The organism is Chloroflexota bacterium (assembly GCA_016219275.1).
Taxonomy (GTDB): Bacteria; Chloroflexota; Anaerolineae; order UBA4142; family UBA4142; genus JACRBM01.
The window spans coordinates 1-16,649 of record JACRBM010000081.1 but is presented as its reverse complement, the minus strand read 5'-3'; the positions used below and the strand labels follow the sequence as shown (position 1 = coordinate 16,649).

Here is a 16,649-nt window from a genome sequence, read left to right as displayed (position 1 = left end):
GCACGCAAACGGGGACACTGGCTTCACGGCAAACGTATTACGCGTTTGGCACACCCCGCGCCTCCGACGTTGCCCAGATCACGACGATTACCGACTACACGTTTACGGGGCAACGCGCGGACAGTAGTGACGGATTGATGTTTTACAACGCGCGCTATTACGACGCCGCGATTGGGAGGTTTACGCAGCCGGATACGATTGTGCCGGACTGGTACGATCCACAGGAGTTGAACCGATATACGTACACAAGAAACAATCCGTTGCGGTACACGGACCCAAGTGGACATTGTGCTATTATATGTACAGGGGCTATCGGCTTGGTAGTCGGTGGACTAGTAGGATTTGGCGCGTATGCAATTACCCATCAGGGTAACTTCAACACGAACGACGCACTAGTTGCTGCGGGAACAGGGGCAGCTGCTGGATTATTGATTGGATCTGGAGTTGGAATTGCTGCAGGGAGTTCTGTGCTTGGCGGAATGCTGACCAGTGCCGGCATTGGTGCAGCTGGAAATGAGTTGTATTATACTGCCACACATCAGAGTAACTTTAATGCAACAGATCTAGTAATTCAAAGTGGAATGGGAGCGGCTACAGGAGCAGCAACTGGATTTGCTGCGGCAGGTCCATTCTCTGCAGGTGCAAAAATAGTTGCAAGTGGAGTCTACAACGCCATGGGCGCAGAATTTTCTTATATTTACGATAAGGGATTGGAGAATGTTACTCCAGCTGGAATTGCAACTACAGGAACGGTGGGGTTCATGGGTGGCGCTCTCGGCGGCAAATTCGCAGCGAATGATTATTCCTCTGTCTTGACAAAGAGCCACCCTATAATGATTAATCACGCGATGCCGACGCCGGCCGTAAACTACGTTTTTGAAAATAGCGCTTGGCCAGCCGCAGTGGATACCACCATTGGAACTGGGATTAGAGATTGGGGAGTCTGGACGGCGACAAATGCAGCTGTGGATTGGGTTAATCAATTCATTGCTCAATAGCGGAATGGAAAGATGACCACAGAATATATTCTGAAAATCGTTGCTGTACCCTTGATGATATTCTGGCTGATAGGGTACCTCGCTCATAAACAGCTCCGACCGGAGCAAGCCGATATCCGCCTACCACTGATAGCTCGCCTTTTTTTCGGCAATCCACGCGCTGATGGGACACTCAGTACGGCGGGCATCTGTGCACAGCTTTTCGGATACACAAATGCGACAACTTGGGTCCTGGTAGGGATGCGCCTGATAGACCGCGAGACAGGATTGTATGCCATATCGTCTGAGGCATTGCTTCTCTCATTGTGGTTTATCTGGACACAGCGATCTGGGCAGGGTGCTGAAAGGAGACCAGATATTGGAATTGACTATTTGAAAATGCATCGCCAATGGGAAACCAATACGCACAAACAGCAGATTCCTCTAGCGGTAATACGACCTGAAAGGAACTGGTGGGTCATTGGTTTTGTTGTCTTCACTTTTTCCGTATTCGCGTTGATGGCACTCTGGCTACTCTGGTTTTCCACAAGTAGACTATTACAGTTGCTCTCGACCGGGCTGATGCAAAGCAGCTATCCGTCAGTGGCCGTCTTTGTCCTTTTAGATATCCTAACCCTAGTTGGGATCCTTTTTGCAATCTTTCCGGTTGTCAGTTTGTTGGATATCCGTATTGATACCGAAGGCATCCGAGTGCTGACGCTTGCCGGTTATCGGTGCATGCGCTGGTCAGCTGTGACAGAGGCTCACGTCCGGGCACGTGATCAGATCGTACTTGTCTCAAGAGATCAAACTCTCTCAATCACACTCCTGACATTCAAATCACCGGAGAGTGTTATTGCCGAAATAGAAAAGCGCATTTCGGCGAGAGGACGTGACTCGGAGCAAGTTAGCTTGTCGTGATTTCGAGCGTGGATTGTATTACATCGACTCGTGCGTGCAGCGCCGACAGCGCGCGTCAAGAAAACGGTGAGCGGCACACCCACCTACTACGGGGAATTACAACGGACAAGTGCGGAAAGCAACGGACATTGTGCGTCCCAGGGTTTGTCCGTTTAGTTTCGGGGTTGTCCGTTGTCATCCCTTCCGCGTCGCAAGCATCGCGTTCAATCGCACGCACATTGAAAGCAAGTCTCGGAGGAAAAACCTATGCTACACATCAAAACCAAACTGTTCTTTTTCGTTCTAATTGTTTCGTTCCTTCTTCTGGCATGGCTAGGCGTCGCGCCCCCCGTCGTCCCAATCGCGCAGGCGCAATCCAGCACGCTCTACACCCAGTTCACCGCGCAAAACCTGGACCCATCCACCGTGATGAATGTGCGCGTCAAATATTCCGACGCCAACGGTTCGCCGGTGTTGACGACGACGCACACCGTCAATCCGTATCGTAGCATCACAATCAACCAACCCAGCCAGGTAGGACTCGCCACTACCTTCAACGGCTCCGCCGTCTTTGACGCGGATAGACCCTTTGGTCTCGTCGTCAACGAGTACAACGGTACCGTTGGCGCGCTCGGCAAGAATTTTCGGACGGAGAGTTACATCGGCGCGTCCACCCCGGTTACCGAAACCGTGCTTACGCAACTCCTCAAGAATGTGTACGACCCTGGTAATGCGATCACGTACAATTCTAGTCTCAAGATTCAAAACACAAACACGGGTCAATTTGCCACCGTCACGATCAAGTACAAGCAAAGCTACGGCGAGGAGTACACCCATTCGGGCATCGTGATTTCGCCCGGCGGCTGGTACGCGATTGATCTACCGAACGACAGCGCGCTCACCAACGTCTCAGTGTTCTATGGCACCGCGCGCATCACTTCGACCCAGCCCATCGTCGTCATCGCGTACCACAGCACGGCAATCTCATTGGCGAACTACGTGGGACTCTCCGCGGCGAATGCCTCGACGACACTCTATTTTCCACAATTAATCAAGAACATCTATGATTCCGGGGCAAATTTCACATGGAACAACGGCGTCTCAGTCATGTCATTCGACGGTACACCCGCGAACGTCACGATGACGTACAAGAGCAGTGATGGCGCGTTTACTGTCAGCGAAAGTCAAGTTGCCGCGCCCATAGGACTTTTCGATCTTCGCTACAGTAGTGCGCTTGCCGGCGTGTCGAGTTTCTACGGCTCAGGTGTCATCACCGCCGACAAGCCAGTTGTCGCGACGATCAACATGGTCTCCAACACCGACACCACACGCGGTACCCGCGCGGCAACGTATCGCGCGTTTTCGAGCGCGATGGGCGGCACGCGCGTGTTTCTACCATCGTTGTGGAAAAACGCGACGGACCCCGCAACCGGAGTGTCATGGGGTACCGGGGTGGTCGGTCAGTTGATCGGCAATTCGGCAACAACCGTCACGCTCACGTACTATCTCACGAACGGCATGACCGCATCGCAATCGGCGACGATCAGTCCCAGCGTTCCCATGTTCACTTTCGATCAGCGGTATTTTGCCGGCATACCCGATGGAACCATCGCGTCAGGTGTCTTGACGACGAATCCACCACAATCAATTATCGCGGCAGTCTCTTTTGCAACCGCCTCAACCACGTATGGCGACGCGTGTATGTACTACGAAGGAATTGGGCAATAACTCTTTTGCAAGAACAACACCTTCGCCAAAATCATAAATTCATCCGCGAATAACGCGAACCCTGGCACATGCGTTCCCGCCAGGGCAAGTGTAACGCGAATGAATTAAAAAATTAGCGGCGATTCGCGTTATTCGCGGATAAAAAAACGGGTGAAAACGATTTGGCGAAGGTATTGAAGAATCAACCTATTTGCCGAACGCGATTTTCGTAGGGCAATTTTCCAAAATTGCCTACGCGCGCTTCTCCGGTTCTTGATTGACGAGGGCATTGAAGAATAGGATGCAGCCTGCTGGGCGCGCGGACAATCGCGGATCAAAAAAACGCTCGAACCAAGAAGGACTTGCCATCACAGCAAGTCCTTTTTTCATCGCGATTTTTTCGCCTATTTTCCGGCGCGGAACGCGTTGCGAATCAGATCGGGCGCGAACTGCCCGCCCATTTCGCCCTCCGCCGCATAACGATACACTGCCGCCGAATAAATTCCACCCAGCGTCGAGCTGATGAGCGCGAGCGCGATGTACGCGAACACGCCCAGGACGATGCCGCCGACGATCAACACCACAACGTTCGCCGCCACACCCAGGACGACGACCGCGCCCGCGAGGATGGTCGCCAACAAAAAGAACAGGAAGAACACCAAGCCCATTCCGCCCCCGCCGGCGATTTGTTCGCCCCAGGTGCGCTTGAGCAAACTCGCGCTGCGCTTGACGGCTTCGATCGGTCCGACATTTTCGACGACGAGCACTGGCACGACGAGGTACGTCGCAATGTTCCACGCCGTGCCGATGATCGAACGAACGATGTTCGCGAGCGTGCCGCGTCCAGTGAGCGCCTGTAAAATCATGCCGACCGTCGAGGCGATCAACGCGTAGCCAATGATCGCGCCAAAGCGGCTGAACGCGATCTGAAAGCCGTCGCCGACCGTCGGGTCGCCGCCGCGCAGGCGAATCATCGCCGCGCCGACGAGCGCCGAGTTTGCAAAGATGATGACGGTGTACTGCGCGAGGTAGAACAGAAAAAGCAAAACGTAACCCAGGATTTCATTCCCGCCTGCCGAGTAGAGAATGAACCCTGGGACGGCAAAAGCAAGCGCCACGCCCAGCGCGGCAATCGCCGAGATGAGCGGAAAGACGATCAACTCTTTGTCGGCGAGCAACACATTCCACGATGCTTTCACCAAATTCCACGAACGCGCTAGCGTAGACATTTTTCCTCCTCAGAGAATTCGACCGCCGACCGCCGCAGCTGAATTGCGGTCGGTGGTCGTTTCGTCTAGTTCCCCCAACGAGCATCCTGGGTTGTCGAACCTGGTTTTACGCCGATGAAAAAACAAATTCATCCGCGAACAACGCGAATTGCGCGAATAAGAAGAAAAAATTAGCGAAGATTCGCGTAATTCGCGGATAAAGGAACGATGGCTGAGTAGTTACTTCGATTTACGGTATGCGTTGCATCCAAGACCTGTCAGGTTTCCGCGAAGCGAACCTGACAGGTCTGCCGTAAACGCGTTAGGAATTTGCTCTAATGCCGGAAATGTCTGACCCCGGTCACGACCATCGCGAGGTTTGCCGCGTCCGCCGCGGCAATCGCTTCCGCATCGCGCTGCGAACCGCCGGGCTGGACGATTGCGGTGATGCCGGCTTGCGCCGCCACTTGAACCGAATCGGCAAAGGGGAAGAACGCGTCGGATGCCATCACCGCGCCGCGCGATTTATCTTGTGCGCGTTCCGCCGCGATGCGAACACAATCCACGCGATTCGGTTGTCCGCCGCCAATGCCGACCGTCGCTTCGCCGCGCGCGAACACAATCGCGTTTGACTTGACATGTTGCACGGCGCGCCACGCGAATTTCAACGCGCGCAATTCGTCCGCCGTCGGCGCGCGTTTGGTTACGACTTGCCACCCCCCCTCGATCCCCCCCGTCGTTGACAGGGGGGATGGCGGATCGCCCAAGTCCAAGTCTTGGCGCAGAATGCCGCGCGTGATCGAGCGCAACTCGTGGCGCGGCTCGACGGCGAGATCGGGCATCGCGACCAAGCGACAATTCTTTTTCGCCGCGAGCACCGCGCGCGCATCGTCGGTGAATCCCGGCGCGGCGATGCACTCGACGAACAACGCGCCGAGCGCGCGCGCCGTATCGCCGTCGAACGCGCGATTGCTCGCGATGACGCCGCCGAACGCGGAGCGCGTGTCGCTCGCAAATGCGCCGGCGTACGCGTCCGCGAGTTTGTCCGCCGAGGCGATGCCGCACGGCGACAGGTGCTTGACGATACAAATCGTCGGGCGCTCGAAACTGACTGCCGCGCGCCACGCCGCATCGAGATCGAGCAAATTGTTGTACGACAATTCCTTGCCTTGCAAGAATTTCCCGCCGAGCGGTCCCGCGCCCGGTTCGTACGAATACAACGTCGCGGCTTGGTGCGGATTTTCGCCATAGCGCAATGTTTGGACGCGATACGCGTTTACGCGAAACGCGTCACCGCCGGCGAGATAGTTCGCAATCGCGGCATCGTACTGCGCGGTGAGCGCAAACCCTTTGAGCGCGAGTCGCTTGCGCGTGTCCTCGCCGATGTTCCCCGCGCGTAATTCCGTGAGCACGCTCGCATAATCGCGGGGATCGCAAACGAGTGTGACGCGCGCGTGATTCTTCGCCGCCGCGCGAATCAACGTGACGCCGCCGATATCAATGTTCTCGATGGCTTCGGCGTGCGTGACGTTGGGCTTGCCAATCGTCTGTTCGAACGGATATAAATTGCACGCGACGAGGTCAATGTAATCCCAGCCCAGGTTTTTCAACTGTGCGAGATCGTCGTCAGTCGCGCGCGCGAGCAAGCCGCCGTGAATCGCGGGGTGCAACGTCTTGACGCGTCCGCCGAGAATTTCCGGCGAGCCGGTGTACTCGGCGACTTCGGTCACCGCGATCTGATTGTCGCGCAACGTCTTCGCCGTGCCGCCGGACGCGATAAGCCGCCAACCCAGGTCGCGTAGTCCGCGCGCAAACTCAATGAGACCGGTTTTGTCGTGCACGGAAAGAATTGCTTGAGCCATGTTTTTTCTCCATTTTTGATTTGGGATTTAGGATTTGCGATTGACAACGGATACAAACACCCCGTTCTCGCGATGAAAACGGGGTGTGGGGTACTAGCGTTGCGCGGCTTGGCGCACCAGGTCACGACACCACGCGGCAACTGCCGGGTCGAGCAGCGGCTCAGGGTCGCGCCTGTAATCAATGCGTAGATCATAGCGCGCCGAAGCGTACACGCGCGCGAGGAGTTCGCCGAGTGCGAGCGTTGGCTCGGTTTCGCCTTTTTGCAAGGGAATGTGAATGCTAGAGATCGGATCGGTGATGTTGAATGGAAAGAGTTGCGCCTTGCCGCGTTCCCAGCCGCGCCGCACGAGAATGCGATAGTGGCTCGCCGGCAAATGACCCATCGGCATAGGTTTGCCGGCGCGCAATAGATCAATCTCGACCCGGTTCGTGCGCGCGCCGAAAATTTCGAGTCGTTTTTCCTCGTACTCTTCGCGACCTTTACCCGCAAGTTTGTTGGCAGGCGAAAGAATTTCGATGGCGGTTATGACTCTGTGTGTAGCGGTCTCGCGGATTTCCAAGTAACCGTGATGAATTTCGTCGGGAATTGGGACATCTACCGTGATCGCGCGTTCGAGCACGGCAACTGGAGCGCTTGCCAGAGTTGGCTCACCCGGTTCGCGTGGTTCGCCCAGGACTGCGGCATCGGGGCGTCCGACGAACGTGTCTGGATCGGTTGCCGCGATGTACGTGCGTTCTTCGAGGGCAACATAGTAGCGCGGCGCAAGTTGCGGGGCGAGCGTATCACGAATTGCCACCGTGAGTGCATGATGGACATCGTGCCACAAGGAGGGTTTTTCCAAATACGGGTCCATCCCAGGAAAAGGAGATTTCATTTCATACCTCCAATATAATCGCGCATCGCTATTATAGCAGAACCGGATTATCGCGACAATCGCACGCGGCGTATCGCTTCCGGCAACCGCGTCAACAAATCGCCCGCGACGACGCCGGCGTCGCCGATTTCGCGCGCGGCGATTTCGCCGGCGAGTCCGTGCAAGTACGCGCCGGCAATGGCGGCATCGTACGGCGATAATTTTTGCGCGCGCATCGCGACAATAGTACCGGCGAGCACATCGCCGGTGCCGGCGGTCGCGAGCGCGGGTGTCGCGAATGGAAGAATGGTTGTGCGTCCATCAGGCGCGGCGACGACGGTAAACGCGCCTTTGAGCACGACGACTTGTTGCCACTGCGCCGCGAATTTTTTCGCGATGCCCACGCGGTCGGCTTGCACCTGGGCGCGCGATAAACCGGTGAGCGTCGCCATTTCGCCGGGATGTGGTGTGAAAATCGCGGCGTTCGGCGCGAGACGCGTCCACCATTCGCCGGCTTGCGCGAGGGCGTAGAGTGCGTCCGCGTCAATGACAAGTGAATTACGAATTACGAATTTCGAATTACAAATTTGTTCGAGCAAGGTCTGGACAAATTCAAGGGTCTTGGGATGGCGTCCGAATCCGCAGCCGACGAGTAACGCATCGTAATCGGCAAGTTGGTTACACAAGACAGAAGCCGCATCGGGAACAAGCGCGCCAGCGTCGTCGGGCAGTACGACGAAGGTCGTCTCGTGCAACGCGCTCGCGAGCATCGGGTAGATCGTTCGCGCGAGCGCGAGCGTCACAAGTCCCGTGCCCGCGCGCGTTGCCGCGCTCCCCGCGAGAAACGCCGCGCCGACATAATTCGCCGAGCCGACGCACAGCAGCGCTTTGCCGAACGTGCCCTTGTGTGAATCGCGCGCGCGTCGCGGAAGTAGTGCGGCAATGTCGCGCGCGGTGGCAACGTTTGGCGCGTTGGCATCTGCCCATTCATCGCGAATGCCAATATCCGCGACGACGAGTTCGCCAACCGCGTTCGCACCCGGAAATGCAAGTTGTCCGACTTTGGGAAACGCGAATGTCACCGTGAGATCAGCGTAGGGCGTTGCGGGATCGAGCGCGCCGGTGTCCGGGTTGAGTCCGCTAGGCAGGTCTATCGCGACGACGAGTGGCGAGTGCTGGGGTGCCGGGGAGAGTGGGAGCAGGGGCGCGATGTCTCCTGGTTTCCTGGTCTCCTGGTCTACAACTTGCAACAATTCTTTGAGCCAACCCTCAATCGGACGGGCGACGCCAGTGCCGAGCAAAGCGTCCACAATCACATTGCTTTCGGCGACGAGTTTCCGCAATGCGACGAAATCGGCGTCGTTCTCTGCGCGCGTTTCGACCAGGTTGCGTTCGCGGCACAGTCGCCAGTTTTCGTCGTTCGCGTTCCCCGCGCGTTTCCAAATGTAGAGCGACACGCGCGCGCCGGCATCGTGCAAGTATCGCGCGCACACCAGCCCGTCACCGCCGTTGTTGCCCGGTCCGACGAGCATCAGCACGCGCGCGTCACGCGGCTCGACGCGGTCCGCGATCACGTCGGCGACCGCTTTGCCAGCGCGTTCCATCATCATCGCGTACGAATTGCCGCTGGCGTCCGCGCGTTGTTCGAGCGCGCGCATCTCATTTGCGGTTACGAGTTTCATGGTTGGATTTTGGAAGTTGGATTGACGCATCACGTTTTACGTTTCACGTTTCACGTTTTTCGTTTTGCTCTTGATTCTTTCCCACGCCGCGCGCACGCGTGCTAACTCGGCGGAGAGATCGCGTTCGGCGTAGTGCGTGGCGACGTATGCCTCGGTGATTTCGCGCAGGTCGTCGCGTTCTTCACTCCACGTGTTGCTCAAGCGCGGCAAGTACTCGTACGGTGTCTCGGCGATTTGACGCGGCAGACCGGCTTGGCGCGCGTGCGCGGCGAGCGCGGCGTAGATGCGGCGAATGGATTCAGCCGCGATGGACGGTGGACGCCATTTGGCTTGACGCGGTTTCGTCATGGGCGCGCGCTGCACTCGCTCGTCCGATTCAATGGATTCGCGCGCGTAGGTTTCGGCTTCGATCTGCGTCATGCGACGATGCAAGGCGCGCGCGATGACATAGCCGATGGCGAGTACGACGGCGAGCACGAACGCGACTTTCAATAGCGGAAGGAGTTGAGCAAATTGGTCGAGAAATGTTAACACATCTTGGGTGTTCTCATTCGGCGCGCGCGGAAACATGCCTTGAACGTTTTCGATCACGCGACTTAGCCCGCGCATCAACGGACGCAAGAATTCGACGAGCCATTCCGCGAGGAATCCGAATGGAATCGCGAAGAGGAGCAGGACGGTAGACAAAAGCATCCACATCGGCGAGAGCAAACCCAGGAACGCCGTGGCAAGGTCGAGCGTGAACACTTGCGCCGCGATGCCGCCGAGAAACAAGACGAACGCAATCGCCGCGAGCAGCGTGATCGCCCAGCGCGGTCCCAGATGCGTTTGATCGCTGTTCTCTTCGATGCGCGCGAGCGCGACGGCGAGGAGCGCCACGCCGAAAAACGCGACGACCCAGGTCGTCAAATCCAATCGTACAGTCACGCTGGCGACCGCGGCAGTGAACAACAGGACGACGACGCCGACGCGAAAACGAAAACCGACGAACCACAACGTCAATGGTCTCTGCGCGTACGTCAGCCCGCGCACGAACGCGAATAAAATTCCTAGCCCGATGAAACGTTCGGGTGTAATGACGACCCAGTTCATCAAAAAGCCGACGATAAAGCGCGGGACCCACATCAGGTCGTCGGGGTCGAGACGCGCGTACAGTTCGATGCGCGCAACCGCGAGAATCGTGATGACCGCGATTGCAATCGCGGCGAGTTGTAGGACAAGCCAGTTGCGATTTGAGCGCGGCAAGATGCGCCCGGTTGCCAATGCGATCCAGTACGCGAGAAAAATCGCGAACGCGGAAATTGGACGCGTACCCGCGAGCGCGGCAAACACGGCGAGCACCGCATACGTCCAGCACGTTTCCATCGCGGCGAGCAGTGCGAAACGCAACTCGCGACGAAGGGAAATCGGGACGCGGACCCTTGCACCGCCCGCAAGGGCAGGTGTTAACGCGGATTTACGCGGATTTTTCATACCCTAAACTTTCGCCTGCCGCACAACAATTCCTTCCAGGTCATCGCGCGGCGCGAAATTTTCGTCGAGCGAAATCAGCGCGAGGCGACGACCGGCGCGCCGCAAGCGCAACATCTCGGCGAGCAGCGGCTCGGTGACGATGCCGGTGATGACGACGAGCGTCGCGCCCCAGGATAGTGACGAGGTTTCGTGGCGCATCAATTTTTCAATCGGCGTGGTGACGAACGAGGTGATCGCGGCGAGCGCTTCGAGCATGTGGCGCAGTTGATTCGGGTCGCGGCTCGGCAAAATTTTCAAACGCTGGTCCGAGTCGAGCCAGGTGCCGTTCGCGACGAGTCCAACCGAGTACTTGTGCTCCGCGGCGTATGCCGCGAGGGACGCGGCGAGACTGATGACGCGCTCGAGCAAAACTGGGTCGGTGCCTTGCCACGTTTGCTCGAACGTCGCGACGTTGACGAATAGAATCCACTGGTACGTCATCGTTGGGTCGTACACTTTGACTTGCAGTTCGCCGCGTCGCGCGGTCGCGCGCCAATGGATATGCTTGGGCGCGTCATCGGGACGATAATCGCGCACGCCGCGCGGTCGCGACGGGTCGTCGAAAATTGGCACGCGCGACTTGGCTTCGCCAAGTGGATCCTTGGGCGGTAAGCCCCAGTCTTGCGCCAGCAGGATGCGCGGATAAACGATCAAGCGATCCACGCGCGGACTCGTCCACTCGCGTTCGAACAAGCCGAACAAATCGCCGGAGCGGATGCGCGCCGGACCGAGCGTATAGTATCCGCGCTGATCACAAGGAATGTGATACGTCCAGCGTACGCGCTCGAATCCGTTGAGTGACGCGCGGTGCGCGAGAAAACCGGTGAGAGGCACGGGCGAGGGTGCGAGTGGCTTTTCGCGCGGAGTCAATGCCGACGGAAACCGGTCGTCAATCGCGACCCAGGCGAGCGGGACATGTTTGTGATTGCTGACGCGTGTGACGAGTTCAACTGTTTCGCCGACAAAGACGCGATGCTCGTTCAACACCCGGTCGTAATGGACGCGCCACGCCGCGACGCGATTCCACGCCCACGCGACCGGAATGATGACGAGCAAGAACGCGGCAAGCACAATCAATGTATTCGATTGCACCGCCACGCCGATGAGAATCATCAGCGCGGCGAGGTGAATCCAGGACGAGTTAAACATCAAGGATGAAGGATGAAGGATGAAGGCGGAAAGCAAAAGAATTGTTCTTCATCCGTTTGCCTTCATCCTTCATCCTTCGAATTTACTGTTCTACCGGCACTGGCACCGACTCGACGACCTCGCGCACGACCTGGGCGGCGTCGCGTCCGCGCAAACGCGTTTGCGCGCTGATGATGAGCCGATGCGTGAGGACGAACGGTGTGAGGTATTTCACATCATCAGGCAGAACGAAATCGCGTCCCCGCAATGCGGCAAGCGCCTGCGCCGCGTGGTAGAGGTAAAGCGAGCCGCGTGGGCTTGCGCCCAGTTCAACCGCGGAATGCTCGCGCGTCGCGCGCACAATCGCGATGATGTACTGGCGCACCGAGGTTTCGACACGCACATGGCGGACGGCGCGTTGCATCGTGAGAATCGTATCGTTGCTCGCAACGGCGTCCAAGTGTTCGAGCGGATCGGCGCGTTCGAAACGCAGAACCATCGCGTTCTCTTCGGACTCGGTTGGATAGCCGAGCGCGAGCCGCATAAAAAAGCGGTCCACTTGCGCTTCGGGTAGGGGGAACGTGCCTTCGAGTTCGATCGGGTTTTGTGTCGCGAGGACGAGAAACGGACGCGGCAACATCTTCGTCGCGCCGTCCACCGTCGTTTGGCGTTCTTGCATCGCTTCGAGCAGCGCCGATTGCGTGCGCGGCGTCGCGCGATTGATTTCGTCGGCGAGGACGATCTGCGCCATAATCGGTCCGGCGCGATATTCGAATTCCTGGGTCTTTTGATTATAAACCGAGAGACCCGTCACATCGCTGGGCAAGAGATCGGGCGTGAATTGAATCCGGCGAAACGAACAATCGAGCGAACGCGCTAATGCTTTCGCGAGCGTCGTCTTGCCGATGCCCGGAATATCTTCGAATAGGAGATGACCTTCGCACAGCAACGCGACGAGCGCGAGATCAATGACCTCGCTTTTTCCGATGATGACCTGGTTCACATTTTCGCGGATGCGTTGCGCGGTGGCTTGAATGTCGGAGATGCTGGGTGGATTCATGGACGAGTTCCTGTTTGTGGAAAATGGAGTGTAATGCGTGATATGTATTGCGTATTGCTTGAGATTCTACCACACAATTATTCTTTAGACTAATGCCTGCACGCGTGGTATAATGCGCCACGTTTGAGAGAGGAAATGATGCTCGCAATCAAGTGGAAGACGTACCCAGCGCGTTTGTTTGTCGGTTCCGGTCTGACGCTTTTTTTCTGGTTCGCGTCGTGGACGCGGCTGGGCGCGCTCGGCGAGTACGCGTTCTTTCCGCAATGGCTCGGCTTGATTCTCGTACTCGACGCGCTCGTTGCGCTGCGCCAAGGTTCGTCGTTGCTGACGCGCAACCCGCGCGAGTTTGTTGCGCTGTTCGTGTTGAGTGGACCGGTGTGGTGGTTGTTCGAAGGACTGAACGCGTTCGTCAAGAATTGGCATTATCTTGGATCGGAGATATATCCGGCGTGGCAGTACATCCTCGTCGCGACGATTGATTTTTCGACGGTGATACCCGCGGTGTTCGAAATGACCGAACTCGTCGCAACGTTCGGCTTTCTCGAACGATTCCGCGCGCTGCCGCGATTCCACTTGACGCCGCGTGTTGCGTGGGTTGCGATGTACGCCGGGGCGTTCGCGTTCGCGGCAGTGATTCTTGCGCCGCATTACGCGTTTCCGCTGACCTGGTTGTGGGTCGTGCTGATCGCCGACCCGCTCAACTTTTTGCGCGGACGCGCGTCGCTCCTCGCTCAACTTGCGCGCGGCGATGCGCGGTTGATCGTTGCGCTCGGACTCGGCGCGTTGCTGTGCGGATTTTTCTGGGAAATGTGGAATTTCTTCGCGATGCCGAAATGGTACTATACCGTGCCGTTCGTTGGCTTTGCGAAAATTTTTGAAATGCCGATCCTGGGTTACGGCGGCTATCTGTCGTTCGCGTGGGAATTGTACGCGCTGTATCATCTCGCGTGGAACAAACTGGGTCGCACGCCGCGCGCGTTAATGATGGATCATTTTTCGGATTGAGGGATATGAAACCAAACGCACAAAAATCACTTGAAAAACTTTTGGGCAAGGATCAAGTCACAACGCGTCCGGTTGAATTGATCACATACGAAACGGACGCGGGAATTGATCGCGGTAAACCCGAGGCAGTTGCGTTTCCGCAATCGCCGGACGATGTGGTGCGCTTGGCGCGCTGGGCGAGCGAGCACAACGTCGCGCTCATCGGTCGCGGCGCGGGCACCGGTTTGTCCGGCGGCGCGGTCGCGGAACACGGCGGCGTCATCGTCGCGTTCGCGCGGATGAACCGCGTGACTGAATTCGATTTGATCGGACGCTCGGCAGTCGTCGAACCTGGGACGCTGAACCTGGGTCTCGACGCGCTCGCCAAACAGAATGGCTTGTACTTTCCACCCGACCCGGCGAGCCAGCGCGCGTCGTCCATCGGCGGCAACGTCGCGGAGAACGCGGGCGGACCGCACTGTTTCAAATACGGCGTGACGACGAATTATGTGACCGGGATGAACATTGTACTTGCCGATGGTCGCGCGATACGCCTGGGTGGACGCGCGCTCGATTATCCTGAGTACGATTTGGTTGGCTTGCTCGTCGGCAGCGAAGGGACGCTCGCGCTCATCACCTCGATTGATCTGCGAATGATTCCAAATCCGCCGGGCATCAAGACGATGATGGCGACGTTCGATTCCGTACCGCAAGCCGGCGATGCCGTGTCTGCGCTCATCGCGGCGGGACTCGTCCCGGCGACGATGGAGATGATGGATCGCAAAATCGCCGGCATCATCGAAGAGGCGATGCACGTCGGTCTGTCGCTCGATGTTGCCGCGACGATCATCGTCGAAGCGGATGGTTACCCCGCGAGTCTCGATGCGCAGATCGAAGAAATGGCGGACTTGCTTCAAGCCAAGGGCGCGCGTAGTTTACGCATCGCGCAGAGCAACGAGGAACGCGATCGGTTGTGGTACGCGCGCAAGAGCGCGGCGGGCGCGATGGCGCGTCTTGCGCCGGAGCATTATACGGTGGACATTACCGTGCCGCGCAGTCAACTTGCCGACACATTGCGCGAGGTGGACGCAGTCGTGAACAAGCACGCGTTGACGACCGGCTATTTGTTGCACGCGGGCGACGGCAATTTCCATCCAATGATTTTGGTGATGAACCCGCACGATCAAAACGAAAAAGACCGCATCGCGAATGCCGGGCGCGAGATCGCGCAAATCGGCGTGAGCCGGAACGGCAGCATCACCGGCGAACACGGCGTCGGCATCGAGAAACGCGAGTTTATGCCGATCATGCACAATGACGCGGAATTGCTCGCGATGTGGGATGTCAAGCAAGTGTTCGATCCGCGCGGCTTGCTCAATCCTGGGAAAATATTTCCGACCCAGATGCCGCAATCGTTTTCGCCGCATCGCGATGGCGCGTTGCCCGGCGATGTGTTCACCCCGGCATCGAGCGAAGAGGCGGCGCGTGGCATTGCCGCGCTTGCCGACGCGGGGCGCAAAATCGCAATTCAGAATTCAGAATTCAGAATTCAGAATTCAGAATTCACAACTCTCTCAACCTCAAACCTGACCGGTGTCAAAGAATTCGCGCCGGACGATCAGTACATCATCGTCGGCGCAGGGACGCGATTGGATGAATTGCAAACGATGCTCGCGCGCGATAAAAAATTCATTCCGCTTGCCTCGCCGTACCGCGACGCGACGATGGGCGGGATCGTCGCGGCGAACATCAACGCGCCACTGCGAGTGCGGTACGGCAGTGTGCGCGATGTGGTGCTCGCGCTGACGGTCGCGCTGGGCGATGGACGCGTGATTCGCGCCGGTCGCCCGGTCGTCAAAAATGTTGCGGGGTACGATCTCGCCAAAGCGTTCATCGGTTCGTTCGGCACGCTCGGTTTGATCACCGAGGTCACGCTCAAAGTCGCATCGCATCCGCGCGCGCGCCGAACTTTAGTCGCGCCAATGGACGATTTCTCGCGCGGCGTCGCGTGGGGCGTGCAACTGTTGCCGCGCGCATTGAGCGCATCGTCGGTCGTGCTGACGAACGCGCGAGTGGAGGGTGTGACGAGTCGCTTCGCGCTTGCGTACACAGCGGAAGGTTTGCGCGAGGATGTGGACGCGGAGTTGGAACAGGTACGTGAGACATTGAGAGCAAACGGTGCGACCGCGTTAATCGAAAACGCATCGCTGAGCGGAACGGATATTTGGGCGAGTGCGCTGGCGAACGCGTTGGGCGAATCGCGCGGTGTGATTCGCGCGGGCGTACCGGCAAAAGCGATTGCGGAATTCGCGCGCACACATTCGTCCGCGTTGGAGCGCGACGCGTTCGTCGTGGATATCGCGAGCGGAATGGTTTACGCCGCGCCGCCCGCGCGTGAAATCGAAAACGCGCGGACGCAGTTGACCGCGTTTCGCCAATCCGCGCACGCACTCGACGGTTACGCGATCGCGATGAGCGTGCCGGACGAATGGCGCGGCGCGCTTGATGTATGGGGCGAATCGCCCGCGTCGCTCGATGTAATGCGCGCGCTCAAAGCGCGGTGGGATCCGCGCGGGATTCTCAATCCTGATGTGTTCGTCGTATGATCGCGCGTTTCTTGATTGTGCGAAGGGAAAAACGCAGTACCGCAAAACTCACTTTTTGACTAAACAGGGTTCTCATGCACACTGTCTCTATCCTACCAAAGAAAGAGCAGCGCATGAGAACCCCAAAGACATTATACCATACGACGCCGACGATATATCCCTGTGAAT

The 16,649-nt window shown here is 57.8% G+C and carries 12 protein-coding genes; 5 read left to right on the top strand and 7 right to left on the bottom strand.

Translation table 11 applies throughout. The annotated features are described in order from the left end of the window. The 3 genes from HY868_22205 to HY868_22195 all read left to right on the top strand — a co-directional run. The coding region (locus tag HY868_22205) for an RHS repeat-associated core domain-containing protein (GenBank protein ID MBI5304865.1) at positions 1-998 on the top strand (998 nt) is incomplete at its 5' end. 12 nt (positions 999-1,010) lie between these two features. Then, a complete protein-coding gene (locus tag HY868_22200; GenBank protein MBI5304864.1) occupies positions 1,011-1,898 on the top strand; it encodes a hypothetical protein in 888 nt (295 codons plus the stop codon). 246 nt (positions 1,899-2,144) lie between these two features. Continuing rightward, on the top strand, positions 2,145-3,605 hold the full coding sequence (locus tag HY868_22195; protein MBI5304863.1) for a hypothetical protein: 1,461 nt from the start codon (positions 2,145-2,147) through the stop codon (positions 3,603-3,605). A gap of 383 nt (positions 3,606-3,988) precedes the next feature. Here the strand turns inward: HY868_22195 and HY868_22190 are convergent, their stop codons facing one another. The 7 genes from HY868_22190 to HY868_22160 form a co-directional block, all read right to left on the bottom strand. Then, positions 3,989-4,813, bottom strand: coding sequence for a hypothetical protein (locus HY868_22190; GenBank protein MBI5304862.1), 825 nt, complete (start codon positions 4,811-4,813; stop codon positions 3,989-3,991). A gap of 314 nt (positions 4,814-5,127) precedes the next feature. Then, complete coding sequence (gene purH, locus HY868_22185; protein ID MBI5304861.1) at positions 5,128-6,654, bottom strand: bifunctional phosphoribosylaminoimidazolecarboxamide formyltransferase/IMP cyclohydrolase; 1,527 nt, start codon at positions 6,652-6,654, stop codon at positions 5,128-5,130. A 93-nt stretch (positions 6,655-6,747) separates the two neighbouring features. Beyond that, a complete protein-coding gene (locus tag HY868_22180; GenBank protein MBI5304860.1) occupies positions 6,748-7,530 on the bottom strand; it encodes a DUF4058 family protein in 783 nt (260 codons plus the stop codon). Positions 7,531-7,577: 47 nt separating this feature from the next. After that, on the bottom strand, positions 7,578-9,191 hold the full coding sequence (locus tag HY868_22175; protein MBI5304859.1) for an NAD(P)H-hydrate dehydratase: 1,614 nt from the start codon (positions 9,189-9,191) through the stop codon (positions 7,578-7,580). A 36-nt stretch (positions 9,192-9,227) separates the two neighbouring features. Next, complete coding sequence (locus HY868_22170; GenBank protein ID MBI5304858.1) at positions 9,228-10,664, bottom strand: DUF4129 domain-containing protein; 1,437 nt, start codon at positions 10,662-10,664, stop codon at positions 9,228-9,230. Positions 10,665-10,667: 3 nt separating this feature from the next. Then, entirely contained in the window at positions 10,668-11,852 is a 1,185-nt protein-coding gene (locus tag HY868_22165; protein MBI5304857.1) for a DUF58 domain-containing protein, read from the bottom strand. A gap of 82 nt (positions 11,853-11,934) precedes the next feature. Then, complete coding sequence (locus HY868_22160) at positions 11,935-12,891, bottom strand: MoxR family ATPase (GenBank protein ID MBI5304856.1); 957 nt, start codon at positions 12,889-12,891, stop codon at positions 11,935-11,937. 135 nt (positions 12,892-13,026) lie between these two features. Between HY868_22160 and HY868_22155 the strand changes: the two genes are divergently transcribed. Both HY868_22155 and HY868_22150 read left to right on the top strand, forming a co-directional pair. Further along, positions 13,027-13,896 (top strand): hypothetical protein, encoded by an 870-nt coding sequence (locus HY868_22155; protein MBI5304855.1) that lies wholly within the window; start codon positions 13,027-13,029, stop codon positions 13,894-13,896. Positions 13,897-13,901: 5 nt separating this feature from the next. Next, positions 13,902-16,481 (top strand): FAD-binding protein, encoded by a 2,580-nt coding sequence (locus HY868_22150; protein MBI5304854.1) that lies wholly within the window; start codon positions 13,902-13,904, stop codon positions 16,479-16,481. Positions 16,482-16,649 lie beyond the last annotated feature (168 nt).

Bases quoted from the DNA above. Each gene is read 5' to 3' on its own strand.
- HY868_22200 (MBI5304864.1), top strand. From the start codon at position 1,011: ATGACCACAGAATATATTCTGAAAATCGTTGCTGTACCCTTGATGATA.
- HY868_22195 (MBI5304863.1), top strand. From the start codon at position 2,145: ATGCTACACATCAAAACCAAACTGTTCTTTTTCGTTCTAATTGTTTCG.
- HY868_22190 (MBI5304862.1), bottom strand. From the start codon at position 4,813: ATGTCTACGCTAGCGCGTTCGTGGAATTTGGTGAAAGCATCGTGGAAT.
- purH (MBI5304861.1), bottom strand. From the start codon at position 6,654: ATGGCTCAAGCAATTCTTTCCGTGCACGACAAAACCGGTCTCATTGAG.
- HY868_22180 (MBI5304860.1), bottom strand. From the start codon at position 7,530: ATGAAATCTCCTTTTCCTGGGATGGACCCGTATTTGGAAAAACCCTCC.
- HY868_22175 (MBI5304859.1), bottom strand. From the start codon at position 9,191: ATGAAACTCGTAACCGCAAATGAGATGCGCGCGCTCGAACAACGCGCG.
- HY868_22170 (MBI5304858.1), bottom strand. From the start codon at position 10,664: ATGAAAAATCCGCGTAAATCCGCGTTAACACCTGCCCTTGCGGGCGGT.
- HY868_22165 (MBI5304857.1), bottom strand. From the start codon at position 11,852: ATGTTTAACTCGTCCTGGATTCACCTCGCCGCGCTGATGATTCTCATC.
- HY868_22160 (MBI5304856.1), bottom strand. From the start codon at position 12,891: ATGAATCCACCCAGCATCTCCGACATTCAAGCCACCGCGCAACGCATC.
- HY868_22155 (MBI5304855.1), top strand. From the start codon at position 13,027: ATGATGCTCGCAATCAAGTGGAAGACGTACCCAGCGCGTTTGTTTGTC.
- HY868_22150 (MBI5304854.1), top strand. From the start codon at position 13,902: ATGAAACCAAACGCACAAAAATCACTTGAAAAACTTTTGGGCAAGGAT.